The following is an 18,967-nucleotide window of genomic DNA, read 5'->3' on the forward strand; positions in this document are numbered from 1 at the left end:
TCTCCAAATTTTAGAAAAAAATGAGTCAGATTTTTTTGAGAAAGTGCAACGGACAGTATTTGGTCGCTGGCGGACAGTATTCCGGCGCTAACGGACAGTATATCCAATTAAATGGCAATTGGAATCTGGAAACAACCCGTCGCAGCAATATTGATCGGATGGTTTCCGCCCGGCGGAGACCATCCCGGAACATTCGCGCACGCGAATGTTCTTCCATCCCAAAAAGAAAGACCGGACAGCAGTATCGTCCGGTCTTTCTGACTTTCTATGCAATTGTGCGGTCACTCGTAATGGCATGCGTATTGCCTTCGGTATCTTCAAAGAATGCCATCCAGGTTTCAGAGACGCCGTTTTTTACGACGCAATGAGGAGGACCGCTGAAGTGAACGCCGCGCTCCACAAATTCTGCATGAGCCTGGTCGATATCCGCCACTTCAAAATAGAGCACGGAACTGGCGTGGGCGAACTGCTCTTTTTCCGGCAGGCTCAACAGCAGGCGCAGGCCGCCGCAGTCGAAAAACGCCATCGTATCTGTGTCGAACAAGAGAGTGAGGCCCAATTGCGATTGATAGAATTCGATAGCCCGTGCCAAATCTTTCACCGGCACGCCGATTTGATTAAGCTTTTGAATGGCTGCTGTCGTCATTGACTCGCCTCTCTCCCTGAAATTTCTCGATTTCACTCATAATTTCCTTCAGCACGTCAATGGAAGCAAGCGGCTGTCCCGGTAGTTTCAAGCTATGGTCCGTACCCGGCACCAGCCGCAGATCCAGCTGTGGATTCGTTTTTAATTTCTCAAACCTTCCTGCATCAAAATTCGGATCTTCATCGCCAATAAAGCCGATTGCCTGGTTCGGCAACGAATGCATCGCGTCGAAAACATCCGGACGCTGGATAAGCGGCGTCAGCCAGATGGTTTTCGCGTTATGGAAGACGGGGCGCGCAAGTGCAGAAGCCATCGCAATAGTGCCAAGAGATTTGCCGATCAGCGAGTACTCGTTATAGGAAGTTTCCGCCATCACCGCATCAATAACAGCATTCACATCAAAGCGGATCGCATCGCTTATTTCTTCCATCGTGAAGTCATCGTAAAACGCATCGTTATAACGATAATTCACAGTCAGCACGTCATAACCTTGTTGAAGGCAGATGTCCGTTGCAAAATGCAGCAATGGAGCTTGCGCCGTATAACCGGCCCCCGGCAGCACAACGGCGAGCCGCGTACTCGGCTCTTCCTGCCGGATCAGCAAATAATCGACGTTGTTATCTTTGTATCCCCTAATGGAAGCTTTGTGTAAATTCATCCCAATCCCCTCCTGTTATTTCCAGTATAGCGAAAATTGGAAATAAATAGTTTGAATTTATTAATAGACAATAATTATAATCTAAAGTTGTTTTTTAGAGGACCAGGATTTATGATACGATCATTTCCAAATGAAAGATTCAGAGGGGGCATTAATGATATGAAACACATTTGTCCAGTATGTGGTTATAAAGGGTTTGACGAACCTCCATACCATGACTGTAAAAATTTTGAGGGTGGCTCATTTGAAATATGTGAATGTTGCAGGTTTCAATTTGGGGTAGATGACGATGTTGAATTAGAAAATGGAAAATTTTTAACAATAAGAGATGCACATAGGATCTACCGTAATATTTGGCTGAGTTTTGATGCCCCTGTTTTCATGCCTTATTATTATCCAACCGAGTATCAGGAAAACGGGAAAGTAAAAAGGGATTATTTAGAAAAACAATTTGAAAATATCGGTATCAATTTAAATAAATGATAATTGAAGGACCCGAAATACGAAAAATCCCTCTAGGAAAGCGGATGGCTTTCTAGAGGGATCCCATCTTCAATTCATCCGCGCACGGTTATGCTTCATCATCATCAAACGGTAACGTATCGTACAGCCGATGCAATAGCCCATCAGCGCAATGCCGGCCGCTGCCATGACCATGATGCTGAAGAAATAGGCGAGGATCGATAAGCCGAGTCCGAAGAAAAGAAGCGATAAGCCGAGGCAGACAGTCGCGATCCATTGATTGAATAATTGCTGGTCGCGGTCTTCCTGGATATAGGCGTTAGCGGGCTTCTTCAACAGTGGCCGCGCTGCCATGATGACCGGGTTTTTCTTCATGGCCAATGTATAGACGCCGACTGCAAATGGCAGCAGCAGGATCACGGGTGAAATTAGAAGCCCCAGAATAACGGACAATACGATGAAACTCTGATTTATTTGGACAAGCGGTTTTGGAATCGTCATGATACAGCTCCTTTTCTCTTCAGCCTATTATACCAAGTAAGTCAATAGGAATAAAGAGAATGAAACTGCTCACATCAACTGCGAAATGAATACCGTCGCAATACCGAAATAAATCAGCAGGGACAAAATATCATTGATTGTCGTGATAAGCGGACCGGATGCGATGGCCGGGTCAATGTTTAATTTGAATAAAATCAATGGAATAATGGTGCCGGCCAGTGTCCCGATAATGAGCGTCAGCAAAAGCGAGCTGCCGACAACAAAACCGAGGACGAGGCTGCCCTGCCATAAGTAGGCAATGCCGGTGATCAGCACGGCGCAGATGACGCCGATGATGATGCCAACCCACATTTCACGGAGGATCAGTTTCAAACTTTGCCTGAAGTTGAGCTTCTGGGACACGAGTCCGCGCACGACAACAGCCAATGACTGCGTACCGGTGTTGCCTGTCATGCCCGCGATCATCGGCATGAAGAACGTCAGGGCGACGACGGTTTCAAGTGTCGCTTCAAAGCGGCTGATGATGCCGCCTGACAGGAGGCCGATAAATAATAACAGGACGAGCCACGGCAGGCGCCGGTATGCGGCTACAAGCGGTTTTGTCTTGAAATCAATCGATTTACCGGAAGCGGAAAGTTTTTCAATATCTTCATTGGCTTCCTGCATGACGACATCAATCACATCATCGACTGTCACAACGCCGACAAGCCGGTTATCGCTTTCAACAATCGGCAAGGAGACAAAATCATAGCGGCTGATGAGGTTGGCGACTTCTTCCTGGTCGGTCAGCACATCCGCCTTCACGACCCGAGTGTACATGACATTGCGTATTTCTTCATCAAGCTCGCCCAGCAGCAGGTCCTTATACGACACGACTCCCTCGAGGCGTTTATTGTCATCGACGACATACAGGTAGTTCAGAAATTCAGCATAATGAATAAAGTGCTTGATCTTATCGATCGCTTCACGGATCGTGTAATCGCCAGGAATCCAGACATAGCGGTCGTTCATGATCCGGCCGGCGGTTTCCGGCGGGTAATTCATCAGGTTCTGCACAATCGTTGATTCATCTGCGTTCATATTCGCTAATAATTCTTTCGCGCGGCGGGGCTCGATATCCGCAAGCAGCGAAGCGAGGTCATCGTTATCCATCCGGTCCAGCACTTTCCGGGATTCTTCAATGCCCAGTTTTTGGAGCATATCAAGCTGCTCTTCACTGTCGAGCTCATCCACCAGCTCGGTCAATTGTTCAGTCGTTAAATAGAGCAGGAATTTTGTCCGGTGCTTGGCGGGGATGCGTAGGTAATGCTGCGCCATGTCATACGGCTGCAGCTCATCCATGATTTCCTGGAATTCCAGGATCCGCCCTTCTTTCAGCGATTGGACAATCGCCAGTGTAATTTCATTTTCTGTCATTATTGTTGTCATGCCACTCTCTCCTTGTAGTCAATCGAACGTCAGCCGCCGTCCTCACCATCCTACAGTATTCCCTTAACCAGCGGATTTGAAAAGTCTATAAAAATAAAATAAAACCGCAGCCAAGGCTGCGGTCTGTCAGTCTATTCAGCTTTGCACGCTTTCTTCCTGGTAAACCGGCACCCAGCCTTCCGTTGTAACGAAAATGCGGACGGCGACGACTTTGCGGTCATCAGCAAGTGTGAAATAATGCGTGATGTTTTCCTGTACGGAAATCAAATCGCCAGGCGACAGGTGAACTTCAAAAAAGCGCTCGTCTTTGCCCTGGATGATGAACACGCCGTGGCCGCTGACGATATAGCGGACTTCGTCGTCTGTATGGATGTGCTTGCGCTGGAAGTTCTTCAATAATTCATCCAGCTTCGGATTGGAATCGGACAAGGAAATGATATCTGCCGCCTGATAGCCGCGGCGCTCGGAAATGTCGTCGATTTCTGTTTTGAACGCATGCAGGATCTGTTCTTTTTCTTCATCGCTCAAATCGAATTTTTCTCGGAGCGGTTCCGGCAGTTTGTTGATATCCCAGTGCTCATAAACGACTTCCTGCTGCTCGAGAAATGCCGCCACTTCGTTTTGCGCTTCAATTGTTTCGTCTGTACCTTGAATTTTGATGATTGCCATGAATAATCTTCCTCTCTGATTTTAGGTTTTATTTTAGTTGGAGAAGTGCGAGCTGGTACTGAAATAAAAACTCGCTCGCTTCCAATAATTTCTTCGCTTCAAACGCATCTTTGCCCCAGACGGTGATGCCATGGTTTCGGATCAGCACGGCGCCTTTATCGGCCGTCACATGTTCCGCAAAATCCTCCGCCAGCCGCGGAATGTCGGCGTGGTTCGCGATGATCGGGATGGACAGGACGGCATCTTCGTCCCACAGGCCGAACGCCTTAATCAGTTCCTGCCCCTTGAAATCGATTTTACCGTCGCGTCCATAAATTTCGGACAGGACGTTATTGGCGACGGTGTGGACGTGCAGGCTGCAGCCGGCATTTGTTTTATTGTAGATGACGCTGTGCAGCAATGTTTCGGCGGAAGGCTTCAGGTGCGTCGTTTCGACCGGCGCGCCGTCCGCATCGACGAGAAGAAAGTCCTCATCGGTCCGTTTATATTTATCCTTGCCGCTTGCTGTGACCAGAAAATCGAGCGGGGCATCGCTCACTTTGATGGCGAGATTGCCGCTCGTGCCCATAAACCAGTCGCGCGCAGCCAGCACATCTTTCACGTCCGCCAGTTCAGTCCATTCTTCTTCTAAAGAGTTGAGTGTCTGTTCAGTCATGAGCGGACACCCAATTTCGCATCGATGATTTCCGTGACGTCGCCAAAGTTCTCAAATGGCTCGTAAGGAATGTTCAGTTCCTCGCATTTTTCAATGAGGAAATCGCGGGCGATGACGAGGTCCGCGTGTTTGGCCGCCTGCAGATCGGTGATCGAATCACCGATGACGATACTCGTTGCGCCGCCTGCCAGCAGCTTACGGATGATCGACGGCTTGCAGCAGCCGCAGCCCTGGCTCGCGCATTCATCGTCGCAGCCGTGCGAGAAATCGATGCGGATAGTGTCGCCCGAGAAATCAGCCGTGTTGCAATAGATCCCTTCAAACGGTCCGAACGGTTCCAGCAGCGGGTAGACGAAAAAGTCGATGCCGCCGCTGACGATGTAGAGCGGGATGTCTTCGCGTCTTGCATAAGCCACAAAATCCGCAAATCCTTCCCTGATTTCCGCCTGCTCGAGCACATAGGCGATGACTTCGTCTTTTTTCGACGATGGCAATAAAGAAAACATTCTCGTGACACCTTCACGTATCGAGATGGTTTGGGCGAGGATTTCGTCTTTGATCGGTTCCCAGCCCGGTGGATCGAAATGCTTCATGATGGCGATTAAATTATCGTTTGTCGTGATTGTGCCATCAAAATCACAGAAGATGATTGCTTGTGTCATGATTTACCCCCATAATTCCAATGCTGTTTTTAGTTCCGGATGCTGTTCGGTGGCCTGTTCCAATGTTTTATTCTGCAGCACTGCATCAACTGCCTGGCGGAAGGCTTTGCCGCCGCCCGCTGCGCCGTCGGGATGCCCGTGGACGCCACCGCCCGCGTTGATGATGCTGTCGGTGCCGAAATCGTTGACGAGCAAAGGCACGAGTCCCGGATGGATGCCGGCGGAAGGCACCGGAAATGCCGGCTTCAACAGGCTTTCATTCGTTAACTGATTCCCAAGCGCCAATGCCGCCGACTTCTCCATCGCAACACTGCCGTAAGGGGAGGGAAACAGTGAGAAATCAGCGCCGGCATAGCGTGTCAGCTTGCCGAGTGCGAGCGGCGCCGCAACACCGTAGAACGGGGAAGCGGTGAACGCGCCGCTGAACGCCGGATGCGCCATCAGCGGTAGGGCAATTTCTTCGTCTTCCGCGAGTTCCTGCAGCACATCGAGTCCGTATGTATGAACATTGAACAGCAATGCGGCGGCGCCGAGTTCCCGTGCGCGCCTCGCTTTGTCACGCAGCTGGGAAGTGCGGCCTGTCAGATTGACGGCGTAAAGTGTGCGGTGGCCGGTTTCGGTGTAGACTTCGTGCAAAACCTGTTTTGCAGCAGTGATGCGCTGTTCAAAAGGCGTCAGCGGATTGTCGAACAGGATTTCGTCGTCTTTGACGAGGTCGACGCCGCCGAGTGCCTGCTGTCTGAGTTGTGCCGTCAAATAATCAATGTCTCTTCCGATGACGCCTTTGAAGATGCTCATGACGAGCGGACGGCCATGGACATCGAGCAATCCACGGATGCCGTCGATGCCGAAGCGTGGGCCGGGGAAGTGTTTCAGCAGTCCTTCCTCAAAATCGAGATCGAGTAATTTCACTTCGCCGTCGAGCGACAGTTTGCCGAAAACGGTGGTCAGAATAGCCGGCAGGTCCGCCGAGAAATTCGCGCTCGGATAGGAAACTTTGATGTGCGCTTTGATCAGTCCGGGTTCGAGCGGATGTGGATGTTGCGGAAATTCCTCCACCGACACCACCTGGCCTTTATGTTTTTTCAGCTGCTCCTGCTCGAGCAGCGGCAAATCCGTCCACGACCCGATCGTCAGCCCAAGCGCGATGCCTTCCGCTTTCTTTTCAAATGACCCCGCTTTTCCGTATACCTGATAACTTGCTGTCAGTCTGCTCATAGTTGGCCACTCCTTTGATTTCATTGATAAAAATAAAAAAACCTCTTCAAATAAGAAGAGGTTAAGGGCGTTAACGACTTCTTATTTCTCAGCCATAGTTTCTGGCTGCAAGAATTAGCACCGTATCCATCACTGGACCGGTTGCCGGGCTTCAAAGGGCTTGTCCCTCCACCTGCTCTAAATAAGAATTGGATATTCGGTTGGTTGTTTTAACAAAGTAACCCGATTATTTCATGTACGGAGAATTCTGTCAACAGTGTAATGGGAAAAAGATTTTTTGGACGGCTTTTTGGCTAATGGACAGTATTTGGTCTCTAGCGGACAGTATTCGGCTTCTAACGGACAGTATTTGCCTTCGAGTGGACAGTATTTTGAGTTTTGTGGAAAGTAAATCCAAAATATGGAATTGAAGATGGCTGAAAGAGCAGCAATTGCCTCTTCAGAGCCTATATTTTCATGAAATATCGCTGATCTCTCTTGAATTTGTCCGATCAACACTGAAATCAGTCGAAATGGCGACCGATTTATCAGGAAAACGACCGGTTCCAAAGAAAAACAGCTGAATCCACCGCGAAACAGCGACCACCTTACTTACAACCTCCACCAAACCCACAAACCAGGATCAAAAACCGGGGCTTAAAAGGAGCCTTCGCCGCCAGCGAAGGCTCCTTTTAAGCCCCTGGAGTTTTTCGCAGAGCGAAAAACATCCGCTTACGAACTTGGTTTTTTCCCTTTGCAGAAGGGGAAGGGATGGGCAGTACCTGGGAACAGCAAAAAAATTTTTTCCTCACCAGCCGGCAAAACCTTCTATAAGAGCGCCGAAATTTCGGAAGGGGCTGACACCGCTTTTGGCAGAAAAAATCAAAATCTCATGTTGACAGTCAATTCTGACTCATGATAGGATTCGTATCATAAACAAAACCACATATAAACTTACGTACTCTTATCAAGAGCAGGCAGAGGGAAATTGGCCCTATGACGCCCAGCAACCGACCGTAATACCTTCGTGAGAAGGGGCGCTTTATGCGCCGGGATGAATATCCCGCAAGGCACGGTGCTAATTCCACCAGATATTTTATTTCTGGAAGATAAGAGGCAAGGAACCTCTGTATAATTCTGCGCCTCTTTCTTTCGGGAAAGAGGCGTTTTTATATTGAATTCAGGAGGAAGATACTCATGACACTCACAGCAATTTCTACATATGAAGCATTGACGGAAGAAGCGGCAATCCGCCTGGCGGCAACGTTCCTGCCGGAAGCAGGCAGACTGGAATGCCGGGAAATCGGCGACGGCAACTTGAATTATGTGTTCCACGTGATCGATGCGGATTCAGGCAAAGGCGTCATCATCAAACAGGCGCTGCCTTATGCGAAAGTGATCGGCGAAAGCTGGCCGCTGACATTGAAACGCGCGGCGATCGAAGCGGCAGCACTGCAGAAACATGGTGAATTTGTTCCGGCTCTCGTTCCAGAAGTCTACAGCACGGACGAACAGCTGGCCTACACGGTCATGGAAGATCTTTCCCGTCTGACGATTGCGCGTGAAGGCCTGATCCAGGGGAAAAGCTACCCGAATCTATCCACCCATATCGGCGAATATCTCGCTGAGACTTTATTCCATACATCGGATTTCGCACTGCATCCGTTTGAAAAGAAACGATTGGCGGCTGAGTTTTCCAACCCGGAATTGTGCAAAATCACAGAAGACCTCGTTTTCACCGATCCATATTTCGACCATGATACGAACGATTTCGAACCGGCACTTCGGCAAACCGTGGAAGCCATCTGGAACAATGAGGCGTTGAAACTCGAAGCGGCCAAGCTGAAACGCAGCTTTTTGACGGAAGCGGAAGCCCTGCTCCACGGCGACCTGCATACGGGCAGCATTTTCGCGGATGACAATGAAACCAAGGTCATCGATCCGGAATTCGCGTTTTATGGCCCGATCGGCTTTGATGTCGGGTTGTTCATTGCCAACCTGATTGTACAGGGCATCACGCGGAGCGGCGAAGGGCGGGACATCATCATCCGCCATATCGAAAATACATGGAACGTATTCGAAACGCGTTTCTCGGAGCTGTGGGAATCGAAAGGCATTGAAGATTTCAAGGACGTTCCGGGTTACCGGCAGGCGGTGCTTGAGAAAATCTTCAGCGACACACTTGGATTTGCGGGCTGTGAACTGATCCGCCGCACCATCGGACTGGCGCATGTGAAAGATCTGGACGGCATCGAAGACGACGTACAGCGCATCGAATTAAAGAAACAGGCGCTGCAAATCGGAGAGACATTGATTTTAAAACGCAATGAACTAACAACGATAAAAGACGTAATTGCATTCATAGAGGAGCGGTAAAAATGGCAATTCCCTTATCCATCCAGTGGCTCAACGGCCAGCTGATCATCCTGGATCAGCAGAAACTTCCGCACGAGACGGAATATATCGCGCTCAATACACTTGAAGACGTATATGACGCCATCGTTACCCTGAAAGTTCGCGGCGCACCGGCGATCGGCATTACGGCAGCTTACGGGCTCGCGATTGCAGCGCAAAATCACGAAGCAGAGACAGCGGAAGCTTTTCTGCATTTCGTGAAGAAAGATGCGCTTTACCTCGCTTCTTCGCGTCCGACAGCGGTAAATCTTGAATGGGCACTCAACCGCTTGCAGGAATCCATCGAATCGGTGCGGACAGTTGCAGCGGCGAAAGCGCAGATTTTGGAAGAGGCCAAGCGCATTCAAAAAGAAGACGAAGAAGCGTGCCGCGCGATCGGCGGCTATGCGCTCCAATTGCTGGAAGGCAAATCGAAAGTCATGACGATCTGCAACGCCGGTTCCATCGCGACGGCGAAATACGGCACAGCGCTTGCACCGTTTCATCTCGGCAAGGAGCTCGGCCGTGAATTCGAAGTCTTTGCCTGCGAAACGCGGCCGGTGTTTCAGGGCGCGCGGCTGACGGTATGGGAGCTGCAGCAGTCCGGTGTTGACGTGACGCTGATCACCGACAGCATGGCGGCGCATACGATCGGCGCCAAAGGCATCGAAGCGATCATCGTCGGTGCGGACCGCATTGCGGCAAACGGCGATACGGCGAATAAAATCGGAACGCTCAATCTGGCCATTCTTGCGAAAGCCTATAACATCCCGTTCTACGTGTCGGCACCTGTTTCGACATTCGACCTGCTGATAGCAGATGGCAAAGAGATTCCGATTGAAGAGCGTCCGGCGACGGAAATCACGCACATCGCCGGCCAGCCCTTAGCACCGAACCACACGAAAGTTTTCAACCCGGCATTCGATGTGACGCCGGCGCAGTACATTACGGCAATCATCACGGAAAAAGGCATCATCAAACCTGATTACGAACAAAACATAACCGGCCTGCTTGGCGCAGTTTCCGGAGGAGGAGCTCAATCATGAGAAAACAATCATTTTGGATTATCGCGGCATTACTGGTCTTAAGTGTTTTATTGGCAGCGTGCCAGCCGAAAGGCGAAACAGTAACTAAAGAAACAGATTCGGATAAGAAAGCGGCAGCTTCGGAACATCCGCTTGCAGGCAAAGAAGTGGCGCTGATCCTGCAGCAGAATCTCGGAACATTTTCGGCGCAATACATAGCAGGAGTTGAAGAGCAGGTTGAGAACTTCGGGGGCAAAGTTACCGTGTTCAATTCTGAAGGAGACCTGGCGAAAATGGCATCCAATCTGGACGCTGCGATCAACCAGGGAGCAGATGCGATCCTGATCGACCACGGAACGAAAGAAGCGTTGAACCAGGGCGTTGAAAAAGCGGTCGAAAAAGGCATTCCAGTTGTTGCTTTTGACGCAGGCGTCGACGTGGAAGGCGTGGTTTCACTGGAACAGGGCGATGGGCTGATGGCCGAACAGACGCTGCAGAAACTGTCTGACGACCACGGCGGTGAAGCGAACATCGTGAAAATCTGGACAGCAGGCTTTGCGCCGATGGAACGCCGCCAAGTGGCATATGAGCAGTTCCTGAACGACAACCCGGGCATCAAAGAAGTGGCGGCTTTCGGTTCTGCCACACAAAATACGGCACTTGATACACAGGCGCAAATGGAAGCGATTTTGAAACAATACCCGAACGAAGGTGACATTACAGCTGTCTGGGCGGCGTGGGATGAATTTGCGAAAGGTGCGGTGCGTGCCATTGAACAGGCAGGGCGCACGGACATCAAAGTCTACAGCATCGACATGAGTGACGAAGATCTGCAGATGATCCAAAAAGACGGCAGCCCGTGGGTGGCTTCGGCAGCGGTCGATCCGACAGATATCGGACGCATCCAGGTGCGCTATGCATACCAATTGATCAACGGCGAACAGCCTGAAGAGAAAGTCGTGTTGGAGCCGGTCTTCATTGATGCTGAAGAACTTCCGGAAGAATCGGTGACGACTGAAACATTGAGCGAACACATCGAAGGATGGGGTGCGAGCGAACAGGGTTATACAGACGAATTGCTGAAACTGGAAGGCAAATAAAAACGGAGCCGTTCCCGCAAAAGGGCGGCTCTTTTCGCAGGAAGGAGGACGACAGCGATGACGCAATTATTGGAAATGAAAGCAATCGGCAAGCGCTTCGGCCATGTGACTGCACTGGAAAACGGCGAACTGACTCTCGCGCAAGGTGAGGTTCATGCGCTCCTTGGTGTCAACGGAGCGGGGAAAAGCACGATGATCAAGATTTTGTCAGGTGTTTACGGTCAGGACAGCGGCGAAATCAGGCTGGAAGGAGAAGTCGTTTCGCTGCGTTCACCAAAACAGGCGAAAGAACATGGCATCTACTGCGTCTACCAGGAAGTCGACACAGCCATCGTCGCCGAACTGACGGTAGCGGAAAACATCCTGCTGGACAGTTTTGCAGGAGGTGGCAGTTTCCTGCTGTCACGGCAGAACATCAACAAACAGGCGAAAGCGGCACTGGCCAAGCTGCAGTCGGAAGACATTTCAGTGACGCGGAAAGCGGGCACGCTTTCGTTGGCGGAAAAACAGCTGGTGCTGATTGCCCGTGCACTCGTGCATTCGGCAAAAATCATCATCTTCGACGAACCGACAGCGCCTTTGTCACTGACGGAATCGGATAAACTGTTCTCGGTCATCCGCCGCTTGAGCAGTGAAGGCGTCGGCTGTATCTTCATTTCCCACCGTCTGCAGGAAGTTTTTGAAATCAGCGACCGTATCACCGTCATGCGGGAAGGGAAACGGGTCAACACTTTCGTAACGGAAGAGTCTGATTCCGAAGAGATTATCGAAGCGATGCTCGGTGCAGCACTGAGCCACGAACTGGAGAAAGAGCTGCATCCGGTGGGTGATGATTTATTGAATGTTCAGGGCTTGTCGGATGGCCAAAAACTGAAGGATGTTTCATTTTCAGTGAAAGCCGGTGAAATCGTCGGCATTGTCGGACTGGTTGGCGCGGGCAAGACGGAACTCGCCAAAGCGCTGTTCGGGGCAGCGAAGAAAGTGGAAGGCACCGTCGAAACCGCCGGACGGGAAACGCGCATCAACCATCCCGGCGACGCAATCCGTGCCGGGATGGCGCTGATTCCGGAAGAGCGGCGAAAAGAAGGGCTGTTCGTCCACGAAACGCTGCGGACCAACGCATCGTTTCCGAATCTCCGGAAATTTTCCAAAGGGCTGTTCATGAATAAAACCTCTGAAAACAATTTTGCAGAAGAGATGATTGATAAACTGAACATCAAGACCGGCGGCACGGAAACGCCGCTCGTCCACTTGAGCGGCGGCAATCAGCAGAAAGTGGCCATCGGCAAATGGATGAGCCTCGACTCGCTTTTGTATTTATTCGATGAACCGACGAAAGGTGTCGATATCGGCGCCAAGGTCGATATTTTCAAATTAATCCGGAAACTGGCCGGAAGCGGCAAAGGCTGCCTTTATTTTTCCAGTGAAATCCATGAAGCGATCGGCATCTCCGACCGCATTCTGGTAATGTGCGATGGTCAGATCGTGAAGGAATTATCACGTCAAGAAGCGACCCAGGAAAGGATATTGCTGTATGCAAGCGGTGGAAAAGAAGAAACTGTCAAAAACGAACAACTCATTGAAAGAAAACGCGATCCAGTTTCTGTTTAAATACGGCGCCATCATTCTGCTGATTGCAATCATCCTGTATTTCAGCAGCCTCAGCGACGCCTTCTTCACTTACGGCAACTTCGCGGACATCCTCCGGTCGATTTCAATCGTCACGCTGCTGGCGCTCGGCGTCACGTTTACGCTCGTTGTCGACGGCTTCGATCTGTCGGTCGGCTCGACGATGTCCCTGTCGACGGTCGTTACGGCGTCTTTAATGGTGTGGTATGAAATGCCGCTGTGGCTTGTGCTCCTGCTGCCGCTTGGGATCGGCGTTGCAGTCGGGCTGGTCAACAGCCTCCTCATTAATGTCATCGGAATACCTGATCTGCTGGCGACGCTCAGCATGATGTATATCGTTGCGGGTCTCCACCGTACGTATACGGAAGGTTATTCGATCTACAACAATATGCCGCTCACTTCCGGCGTCACGGCTCCCGGGCAATTGTCCGAAGCGTTCCTGTGGATCGGCCAGGGCCAGATGCTGGGTCTGCCTGTGCCGGTCTGGATCATGGTCGTCATGGTTCTTGCTTCGTATGTGGTTCTGAGCCATACGCGCTGGGGACGTATTCTCTACATGACCGGCGGCAATGCAGAAGCAGCGACGCTGTCCGGTGTCAATGTGAAAAAAGTGAAGACCATCGCCTATATCGTTTCCGGCGTCTTCGCGTCGATGGCGGGAATTTTGTTCACGGCGCGCGTCGGCTCCGGCCAGATTGACGCCGGTGCACCACTCTTGATGGAGGCAGTAGCTGCGGTATTTGTCGGCTATTCCGTGCTCGGTGCCGGCAAGCCGAACGCCCTCGGCACCTTTTTCGGCGCAGCCGTCATCGGCATCCTTCTGAACGGCCTGACGATCCAGAACCTGCCGTATTATGCTTTTGATATTATCAAAGGTGCTGTGCTGGTTGCGGCGCTGGCGGTTACTTATGTGTATGCGAAGAATAAATTTGCTAAGACTTGAAGGGGTATTGATAATTCTACTTTGAATGAAAAGACGTCCGTAACGTGTAGTGACACGTTTGCGGACGTTTTTTGTTTTATTTTATCTGTTATAAATTTGAAACATTCAAGATTTATTAACCATTTTCAGATAATCTAAAAGCAGCAGGACAAAAGGAGGGCAAACAATGGATTGCAATAATTGTTCAGTTGCAGAACTGAAATTTGATATAAAGCTGGAAGGGGAAACGAACCTTTCAATGATGGATAAAGTCGTGAACCATCTTGCCCGCCGGGATATGGAATCGACCAGGAAAGACAATAGATTGCTGTTGAAAGAAGCAGGAGCAAAGGAATTCCTCGATTTCTGCCGGCACCTGATGGAACCGGAGCAGGTGCAGTTCCGCCTGGACAAAGGGGCATGGCAGAGCATCGGAGAAATCGACCAGGTATTCACTGTCGAATGGATCGATGACGTGATCCGCAAGGAATTGCTGGTTTGCCATTATCAGCCGATCGTCAGGGCGAACGGTGAAATTTTCGCTTATGAAATGCTGGCCCGCTTTCACCGGGAAGACGGTTCGGTCATTTACCCGAATGAAATCTTTCCGGCTGCAAAAATCCGCGGCCGATTGTATGCGCTCGACCGGGTCTGCCGGATGGCGGCAGTTCGGCATGCGGCTGTGCTGAAAGATGTGAAGGCGTTCATTAATTTCATCCCGACTTCGATTTATTCGCCTGAATTCTGCCTGCGTTCGACGACGAGCCTCGCTCAGGAGCTTGGCGTGGACCCGCGGCAGCTGGTGTTTGAAGTGGTGGAGACGGAAAAAGTGGATGATATCGATCATTTGCGGGAAATCCTTTCCTTCTATAAGAAAAAAGGTTTCCAGTACGCGCTTGATGATGTGGGCGAAGGCTACAGCACAATCGAGTTGCTGGCAGATTTGAAGCCGCATTACATGAAACTCGATATGCAGTATGTGCAGGGTGTCGCAGAGGATAAAGAGAAGCAGCAAACCGCTTTGCGTTTTCTTGAAAAAGCGCTTGAAGTCGGCTCTGTTCCACTTGCTGAAGGTGTCGAGACAAAAGAGGATTGGAAATGGCTGAGAGAACGGGGCTATGAATTATTTCAGGGTTATTATTTCGGCAAGCCATCGAAAGACCCGCAGGAAATCGAAGGCGTGCTGATCTGAGCCAGGCATTTTCTGCGTCAACGGCACGCGGTTCAGGTAAACTGGACGAAAAGGAGTGATGATTATGCTGAGTTTTGATCCGGATAAGCAGACGGAGCGCGAAAACTATAAATTGCTGATCGGTTCGATTATTCCGCGGCCGATCGCTTTTGTCACCAGTATATCTCCTGAAGGAGTCGTCAATGCCGCTCCTTTCAGTTATTTCAATCTTGTCTCATCGAATCCTCCGATGCTGTCCGTATCCGTTCAGCGGAAAGGCGGCGAACGGAAAGATACGGCGCGAAATATCCTGGCGCAAAAGGAATTCATCGTCCATATCGTGGATGAAGAAAATGTCTTTGAAGTCAATGAAACAGCAGCTTCGCTGCCGCCGGATGCCAGCGAGATCGACATTACGAAACTGACTCTCACAGACAGCGAGGCGGTGGATGTACCGGCTGTCAAACAGTCGAAAATCCGTTTTGAATGCGTCCTGCAGCAGGCTGTGGAATTGCCCCATAATGACCTGCTGATCGGCCGGATTGTCCGGATCCATGTCGATGAGTCGATTTATGGGAACGGCCGCATCGATCCCGAAGTATTAAAGCCGGTCAGCCGTCTCGCAGGAACGAATTACGCCAAACTGGGTGAGATTTTCTCGTTGAAACGGCCGGATTGAGTTAGGAATATATTGGAGTCCACGCTGGAAAGCTCTGCTTTCCGCATGGACTTTTTTTTATAGCGGGTGACCGCACCGCACGAGCCGATTTCCGCACCTCGCAGATGAAAAACCGCACCTCACGAGCCAAACTCCGCACCTCAAAAGCAAAAACCCAAGGTCAGCTGACCCTGGGTTTTATTTCTTCACCATCAGATAAATGAAATAAGGTGCGCCGATCAATGCCGATACCACTCCGGCAGGAATACCGGAAGGCTCCAACAGATTGCGGCCGATCGTGTCTGCCAACAGCAGCAGCCAGCCGCCTGTCAAAATGGCGAGCGGCAGGAATAGTTGATGGCGCGGGCCGACCAGCGCTTTGGCGATATGCGGTGCCATCAATCCGATGAACGCGATGCCGCCGGTCACGGACACGGCCGAAGCGGCTAATGCAACAGCGGCCAGCAGCAAGGTGACCCGTTCTTTTTCAACCGATACACCCAGCCCGATAGCAACCGGTTCATTGAGGTTGAGCATGTTCAGGCGGTTCGCTTTATAAAGGACGAAGGGAATCAGGATCAATAACCAAGGCAAGAGCGCCAGGATGAATGGCCAGTCGGTGCCCCAGATATTGCCCGCCAGCCAATTGGCGATGAAATCGACTTTTTCGCGTTCGGCGGACGAAATCAGGATGATCATCACTCCGGACAAGGCCATCGAAAATCCGATTCCTGTGAGGATCAAGCGGATCGGCTGAAGCCCCGTCTCCTTTTGATACGAAAACAAATAGATCAGCACGGCTGTCAGCAGCGCACCGCCAAAAGCGACCAGCGGCAGCAAATAGACGAACGAGCCCACTTCAAGGGGCACGAACAGGAAAAAGATGGCAATAGCAGCACCTGCACCGGAGTTGATGCCGATGATGCCGGGGTCCGCCAGGTCATTGCGCGTGATGCTTTGCAGGATGGCCCCTGACAGCGCAAGTGCCATACCGGCAAGCACCGTAATCCCGATGCGCGGCATGCGGACCGAGAACAGGACGAAATTTTCCTTGAATGTTCCCTGGCCGATGAGTGCGGCGAAAATCCGGTCATAGCTCATCGATGAATAACCTGCCCCAACGCTGATGATGGCTGTCGCCAAAATTAATCCCAGCAAGCCGAAAAAGAAGCGGCGCTGTTTTTTGATCAAAGCAGATTGGATCATGTGAATGTGCGGCCTCCTTTACGGACGATGATGAGAAAGAACGGCAAGCCGAGCATAGCGACGATCGCGGCCACCGGCGTTTCGAAAGGTGCGTTGATCGTTCTTCCCATCAGGTCGGCAAATAGCATGAATATCGCTCCGGCGACAGCGGACATCGGAATGATGTGCCGATAATCGACACCGACGATGGCCCGTACGATATGCGGCACGAGCAAACCGACAAACGCCATATTGCCGGCAAGTGCAACGGCGGCACCCGCGAGTGCGGTGATGACGACAAACAGCATCGCTTTCGTACGGTTCGTATTTTGTCCCAATCCGATTGCGGCTTCCTCGCTCAGGCTCAGAATCGATAATTGCCGTGATAAGAGCAGCGCGACAATCATGGCAATCAGGATGAAAGGGAAAATCACCTGCAGCTGCCCCCATGTCGTACCGATCAAACCGCCGGCCGTCCACATGGAAATGTCTTTCGAGATTTTAAAATACAAGCCGATTCCTTCAGCCACGGCCGTAAGGAACGCCGAGATGGCAGCACCGGCAAGCACGATCCGAAACGGGGAGAAGCCGCCTTTCTTCATTGAACCAAGCCCGAATACCAATGCTCCCCCGACCGCTGCGCCGATAAAGCAGGCGACCATGATGCCGAAATAATTGGCAGCGGGAATCATGGCTAGCGTTACAGCAAGCGCAGCGTTGGCGCCGGCTGTCAAACCGAGTAAGCCGGGATCCGCCAGCGGGTTGCGCGTCATGCCCTGCATGATGGCTCCCGACACTGCGAGCGCCGCCCCAACGAGTATGGCGGCAAGTTCCCGAGGCAGGCGGATTTCCCTGATCACCGAAATGGCATCATTTGAAACGTTTGAAAAAAGAGCCAGACGGATATCGTTCAATCCGATATCCGCCGCGCCAAAAGCGAGAGCTGCTGTGAACGTCAGCACAAAAACGGCAAAAGCCATCAGCAGTTTGGCGAAGAAATTAAATTTGGTCGGCATAAGGCATCATCATTTCTGTTAAGGATGAAAAGGAATTCCCGGTGGTTCAGGAATCCCTTTTCTTTTGATTATTTAAGAAAGCTTTCTTTAAAGAATTCCAGCTGATAGTCAAGCGAAAGGGGATCATTGAAATAGAACTCTTTGGCATTGACTTCGAAGACATGGCCATTTTTCACCGTTTCGGTGTTTTTGTATACATCTGTTTCCTGGAAAGAATTATCCTGCTCGGAATCTTTGCTGAAAATCACGTAATCGCCCATGTATTCAGGGAGAACTTCCTGTGACAGCGCATAATAGCCGTCGTTCAATGCCATTTCCTGCACTTTCTCAGGCATTTTCAATTTCATTTCCTGGTAAAGGATTTCCGTTCCCCGGCCCCAGCTGTCGCCGAAAACGTAAATTTGCTTATCGAAATTCTCGATGACCGATACAGTCGCATCTTCGCCGATTTCGGCGCGGATTTCATCTCCTGCAATGCGCGTCCGTTCTTTGAAATCGTCGATCCACGCCTGAGCTTCCTGTTCCTTATTCACGGCTTTCCCGATTTCAAGATGCTGCGTCAGGTAATCGACATTGTTATAGGTGAAAGTCACTGTCGGTGCTATTTTTTCCAGCTTATCGATGTCTTTCATCGTCGATGAGCCGATGATCAGATCCGGATCGAGCTCGATGATTTTCTCCAGATTATCTTCCGTCACTTCTTCAACGTCCGCCAATTGGGCTTCAAAGCGGGGGTTCATTTTTGACCATGAATCCACTCCCACCATCGGCACGTCGAGCGCCATGACATTTCCTGCATATGTCGACAACACAATCACACGCTGTGGATCAGCGGGAACTTCGATGGGACCATTTTCCGATTCATACGTGATCGTGTCCGGAGATTTCTCGGCCGCAGCCTCTTCCGTTTCATCAGTTGACTCTGAATTGCAAGCTGCAAGAAATAAAGCAGCCAATAAAACCGGCATGAAAATTAATTTTTTCATTCG

General features: G+C 50.8%; 19 protein-coding genes and 2 riboswitches. Of the genes, 8 read left to right on the forward strand and 11 right to left on the reverse strand.

Annotation, left to right across the window (positions count from 1 at the left end; translation table 11 throughout):
* Positions 1–265: 265 nt before the first annotated feature.
* Both IQ294_RS07460 and IQ294_RS07465 read right to left on the reverse strand, forming a co-directional pair.
* On the reverse strand, positions 266–646 hold the full coding sequence (locus tag IQ294_RS07460; RefSeq protein ID WP_203333412.1) for a VOC family protein: 381 nt from the start codon (positions 644–646) through the stop codon (positions 266–268).
* Positions 618–1,304, reverse strand: coding sequence for an alpha/beta hydrolase (locus IQ294_RS07465; RefSeq protein ID WP_203333413.1), 687 nt, complete (start codon positions 1,302–1,304; stop codon positions 618–620). The genes IQ294_RS07460 and IQ294_RS07465 overlap by 29 nt, the downstream gene beginning before the upstream one ends.
* Before the next feature lie 159 nt (positions 1,305–1,463).
* On the opposite strand from IQ294_RS07465, the gene IQ294_RS07470 reads away from it, so the two are divergent.
* Positions 1,464–1,787 (forward strand): hypothetical protein, encoded by a 324-nt coding sequence (locus IQ294_RS07470; protein ID WP_203333414.1) that lies wholly within the window; start codon positions 1,464–1,466, stop codon positions 1,785–1,787.
* A gap of 69 nt (positions 1,788–1,856) precedes the next feature.
* Here the strand turns inward: IQ294_RS07470 and IQ294_RS07475 are convergent, their stop codons facing one another.
* The 6 genes from IQ294_RS07475 to IQ294_RS07500 all read right to left on the reverse strand — a co-directional run bounded on the left by IQ294_RS07475 (position 1,857) and on the right by IQ294_RS07500 (position 6,899).
* Entirely contained in the window at positions 1,857–2,267 is a 411-nt protein-coding gene (locus tag IQ294_RS07475; RefSeq protein ID WP_203333415.1) for a DUF4395 domain-containing protein, read from the reverse strand.
* Positions 2,268–2,336: 69 nt separating this feature from the next.
* A complete protein-coding gene (gene mgtE / locus IQ294_RS07480; protein ID WP_203333416.1) occupies positions 2,337–3,695 on the reverse strand; it encodes a magnesium transporter in 1,359 nt (452 codons plus the stop codon).
* A 135-nt stretch (positions 3,696–3,830) separates the two neighbouring features.
* The gene (locus tag IQ294_RS07485) at positions 3,831–4,364 is read right to left on the reverse strand and encodes a 1,2-dihydroxy-3-keto-5-methylthiopentene dioxygenase (RefSeq protein WP_203333417.1); all 534 of its coding nucleotides are present in this window, start codon (positions 4,362–4,364) and stop codon (positions 3,831–3,833) included.
* Between the two features lie 28 nt (positions 4,365–4,392).
* Positions 4,393–5,019, reverse strand: coding sequence for a methylthioribulose 1-phosphate dehydratase (locus IQ294_RS07490; protein WP_203333418.1), 627 nt, complete (start codon positions 5,017–5,019; stop codon positions 4,393–4,395).
* Positions 5,016–5,681: a 2-hydroxy-3-keto-5-methylthiopentenyl-1-phosphate phosphatase gene (locus IQ294_RS07495; protein ID WP_203333419.1), complete on the reverse strand. Its 666-nt coding sequence runs from the start codon at positions 5,679–5,681 to the stop codon at positions 5,016–5,018. Before IQ294_RS07495 ends, IQ294_RS07490 begins: the two co-directional genes overlap by 4 nt.
* 3 nt (positions 5,682–5,684) lie before the next feature.
* On the reverse strand, positions 5,685–6,899 hold the full coding sequence (locus IQ294_RS07500; protein ID WP_203333420.1) for a 2,3-diketo-5-methylthiopentyl-1-phosphate enolase: 1,215 nt from the start codon (positions 6,897–6,899) through the stop codon (positions 5,685–5,687).
* 78 nt (positions 6,900–6,977) lie between these two features.
* Positions 6,978–7,087, reverse strand: a riboswitch (SAM riboswitch).
* A gap of 752 nt (positions 7,088–7,839) precedes the next feature.
* A riboswitch (SAM riboswitch) is annotated at positions 7,840–7,994 on the forward strand.
* An 81-nt stretch (positions 7,995–8,075) separates the two neighbouring features.
* Here IQ294_RS07500 and mtnK point away from each other — a divergent pair.
* From mtnK to IQ294_RS07535, 7 genes are all read left to right on the forward strand, one after another.
* Positions 8,076–9,254 carry an S-methyl-5-thioribose kinase gene (gene mtnK / locus IQ294_RS07505; protein WP_203333421.1) on the forward strand — a complete coding sequence of 393 codons (1,179 nt, stop codon included), beginning with the start codon at positions 8,076–8,078 and terminating at the stop codon, positions 9,252–9,254.
* 2 nt (positions 9,255–9,256) lie between these two features.
* Positions 9,257–10,318 (forward strand): S-methyl-5-thioribose-1-phosphate isomerase, encoded by a 1,062-nt coding sequence (gene mtnA / locus IQ294_RS07510; RefSeq protein ID WP_203333422.1) that lies wholly within the window; start codon positions 9,257–9,259, stop codon positions 10,316–10,318.
* Positions 10,315–11,397 carry a sugar ABC transporter substrate-binding protein gene (locus IQ294_RS07515; RefSeq protein WP_203333423.1) on the forward strand — a complete coding sequence of 361 codons (1,083 nt, stop codon included), beginning with the start codon at positions 10,315–10,317 and terminating at the stop codon, positions 11,395–11,397. Before mtnA ends, IQ294_RS07515 begins: the two co-directional genes overlap by 4 nt.
* A gap of 57 nt (positions 11,398–11,454) precedes the next feature.
* On the forward strand, positions 11,455–13,008 hold the full coding sequence (locus tag IQ294_RS07520) for a sugar ABC transporter ATP-binding protein (RefSeq protein WP_203333424.1): 1,554 nt from the start codon (positions 11,455–11,457) through the stop codon (positions 13,006–13,008).
* Complete coding sequence (locus tag IQ294_RS07525) at positions 12,932–13,969, forward strand: ABC transporter permease (protein ID WP_203333425.1); 1,038 nt, start codon at positions 12,932–12,934, stop codon at positions 13,967–13,969. Before IQ294_RS07520 ends, IQ294_RS07525 begins: the two co-directional genes overlap by 77 nt.
* 166 nt (positions 13,970–14,135) lie before the next feature.
* The gene (locus IQ294_RS07530) at positions 14,136–15,140 is read left to right on the forward strand and encodes an EAL domain-containing protein (RefSeq protein ID WP_203333426.1); all 1,005 of its coding nucleotides are present in this window, start codon (positions 14,136–14,138) and stop codon (positions 15,138–15,140) included.
* A gap of 64 nt (positions 15,141–15,204) precedes the next feature.
* Positions 15,205–15,798 (forward strand): flavin reductase family protein, encoded by a 594-nt coding sequence (locus IQ294_RS07535; RefSeq protein ID WP_203333427.1) that lies wholly within the window; start codon positions 15,205–15,207, stop codon positions 15,796–15,798.
* 177 nt (positions 15,799–15,975) lie between these two features.
* Here the strand turns inward: IQ294_RS07535 and IQ294_RS07540 are convergent, their stop codons facing one another.
* From IQ294_RS07540 to IQ294_RS07550, 3 genes are all read right to left on the reverse strand, one after another.
* Entirely contained in the window at positions 15,976–16,983 is a 1,008-nt protein-coding gene (locus tag IQ294_RS07540) for a FecCD family ABC transporter permease (protein ID WP_203333428.1), read from the reverse strand.
* Positions 16,980–17,978, reverse strand: a complete 999-nt coding sequence (locus tag IQ294_RS07545) for a FecCD family ABC transporter permease (protein WP_203333429.1) — start codon at positions 17,976–17,978, stop codon at positions 16,980–16,982. The genes IQ294_RS07540 and IQ294_RS07545 overlap by 4 nt, the downstream gene beginning before the upstream one ends.
* Positions 17,979–18,046: 68 nt before the next feature.
* Positions 18,047–18,964, reverse strand: coding sequence for an iron-hydroxamate ABC transporter substrate-binding protein (locus IQ294_RS07550; RefSeq protein WP_203333430.1), 918 nt, complete (start codon positions 18,962–18,964; stop codon positions 18,047–18,049).
* Between the last annotated feature and the right edge of the window lie 3 nt (positions 18,965–18,967).

It is taken from the genome of Planococcus beigongshangi (assembly GCF_016820495.1).
Taxonomy (GTDB): domain Bacteria; phylum Bacillota; class Bacilli; order Bacillales_A; family Planococcaceae; genus Planococcus; species Planococcus beigongshangi.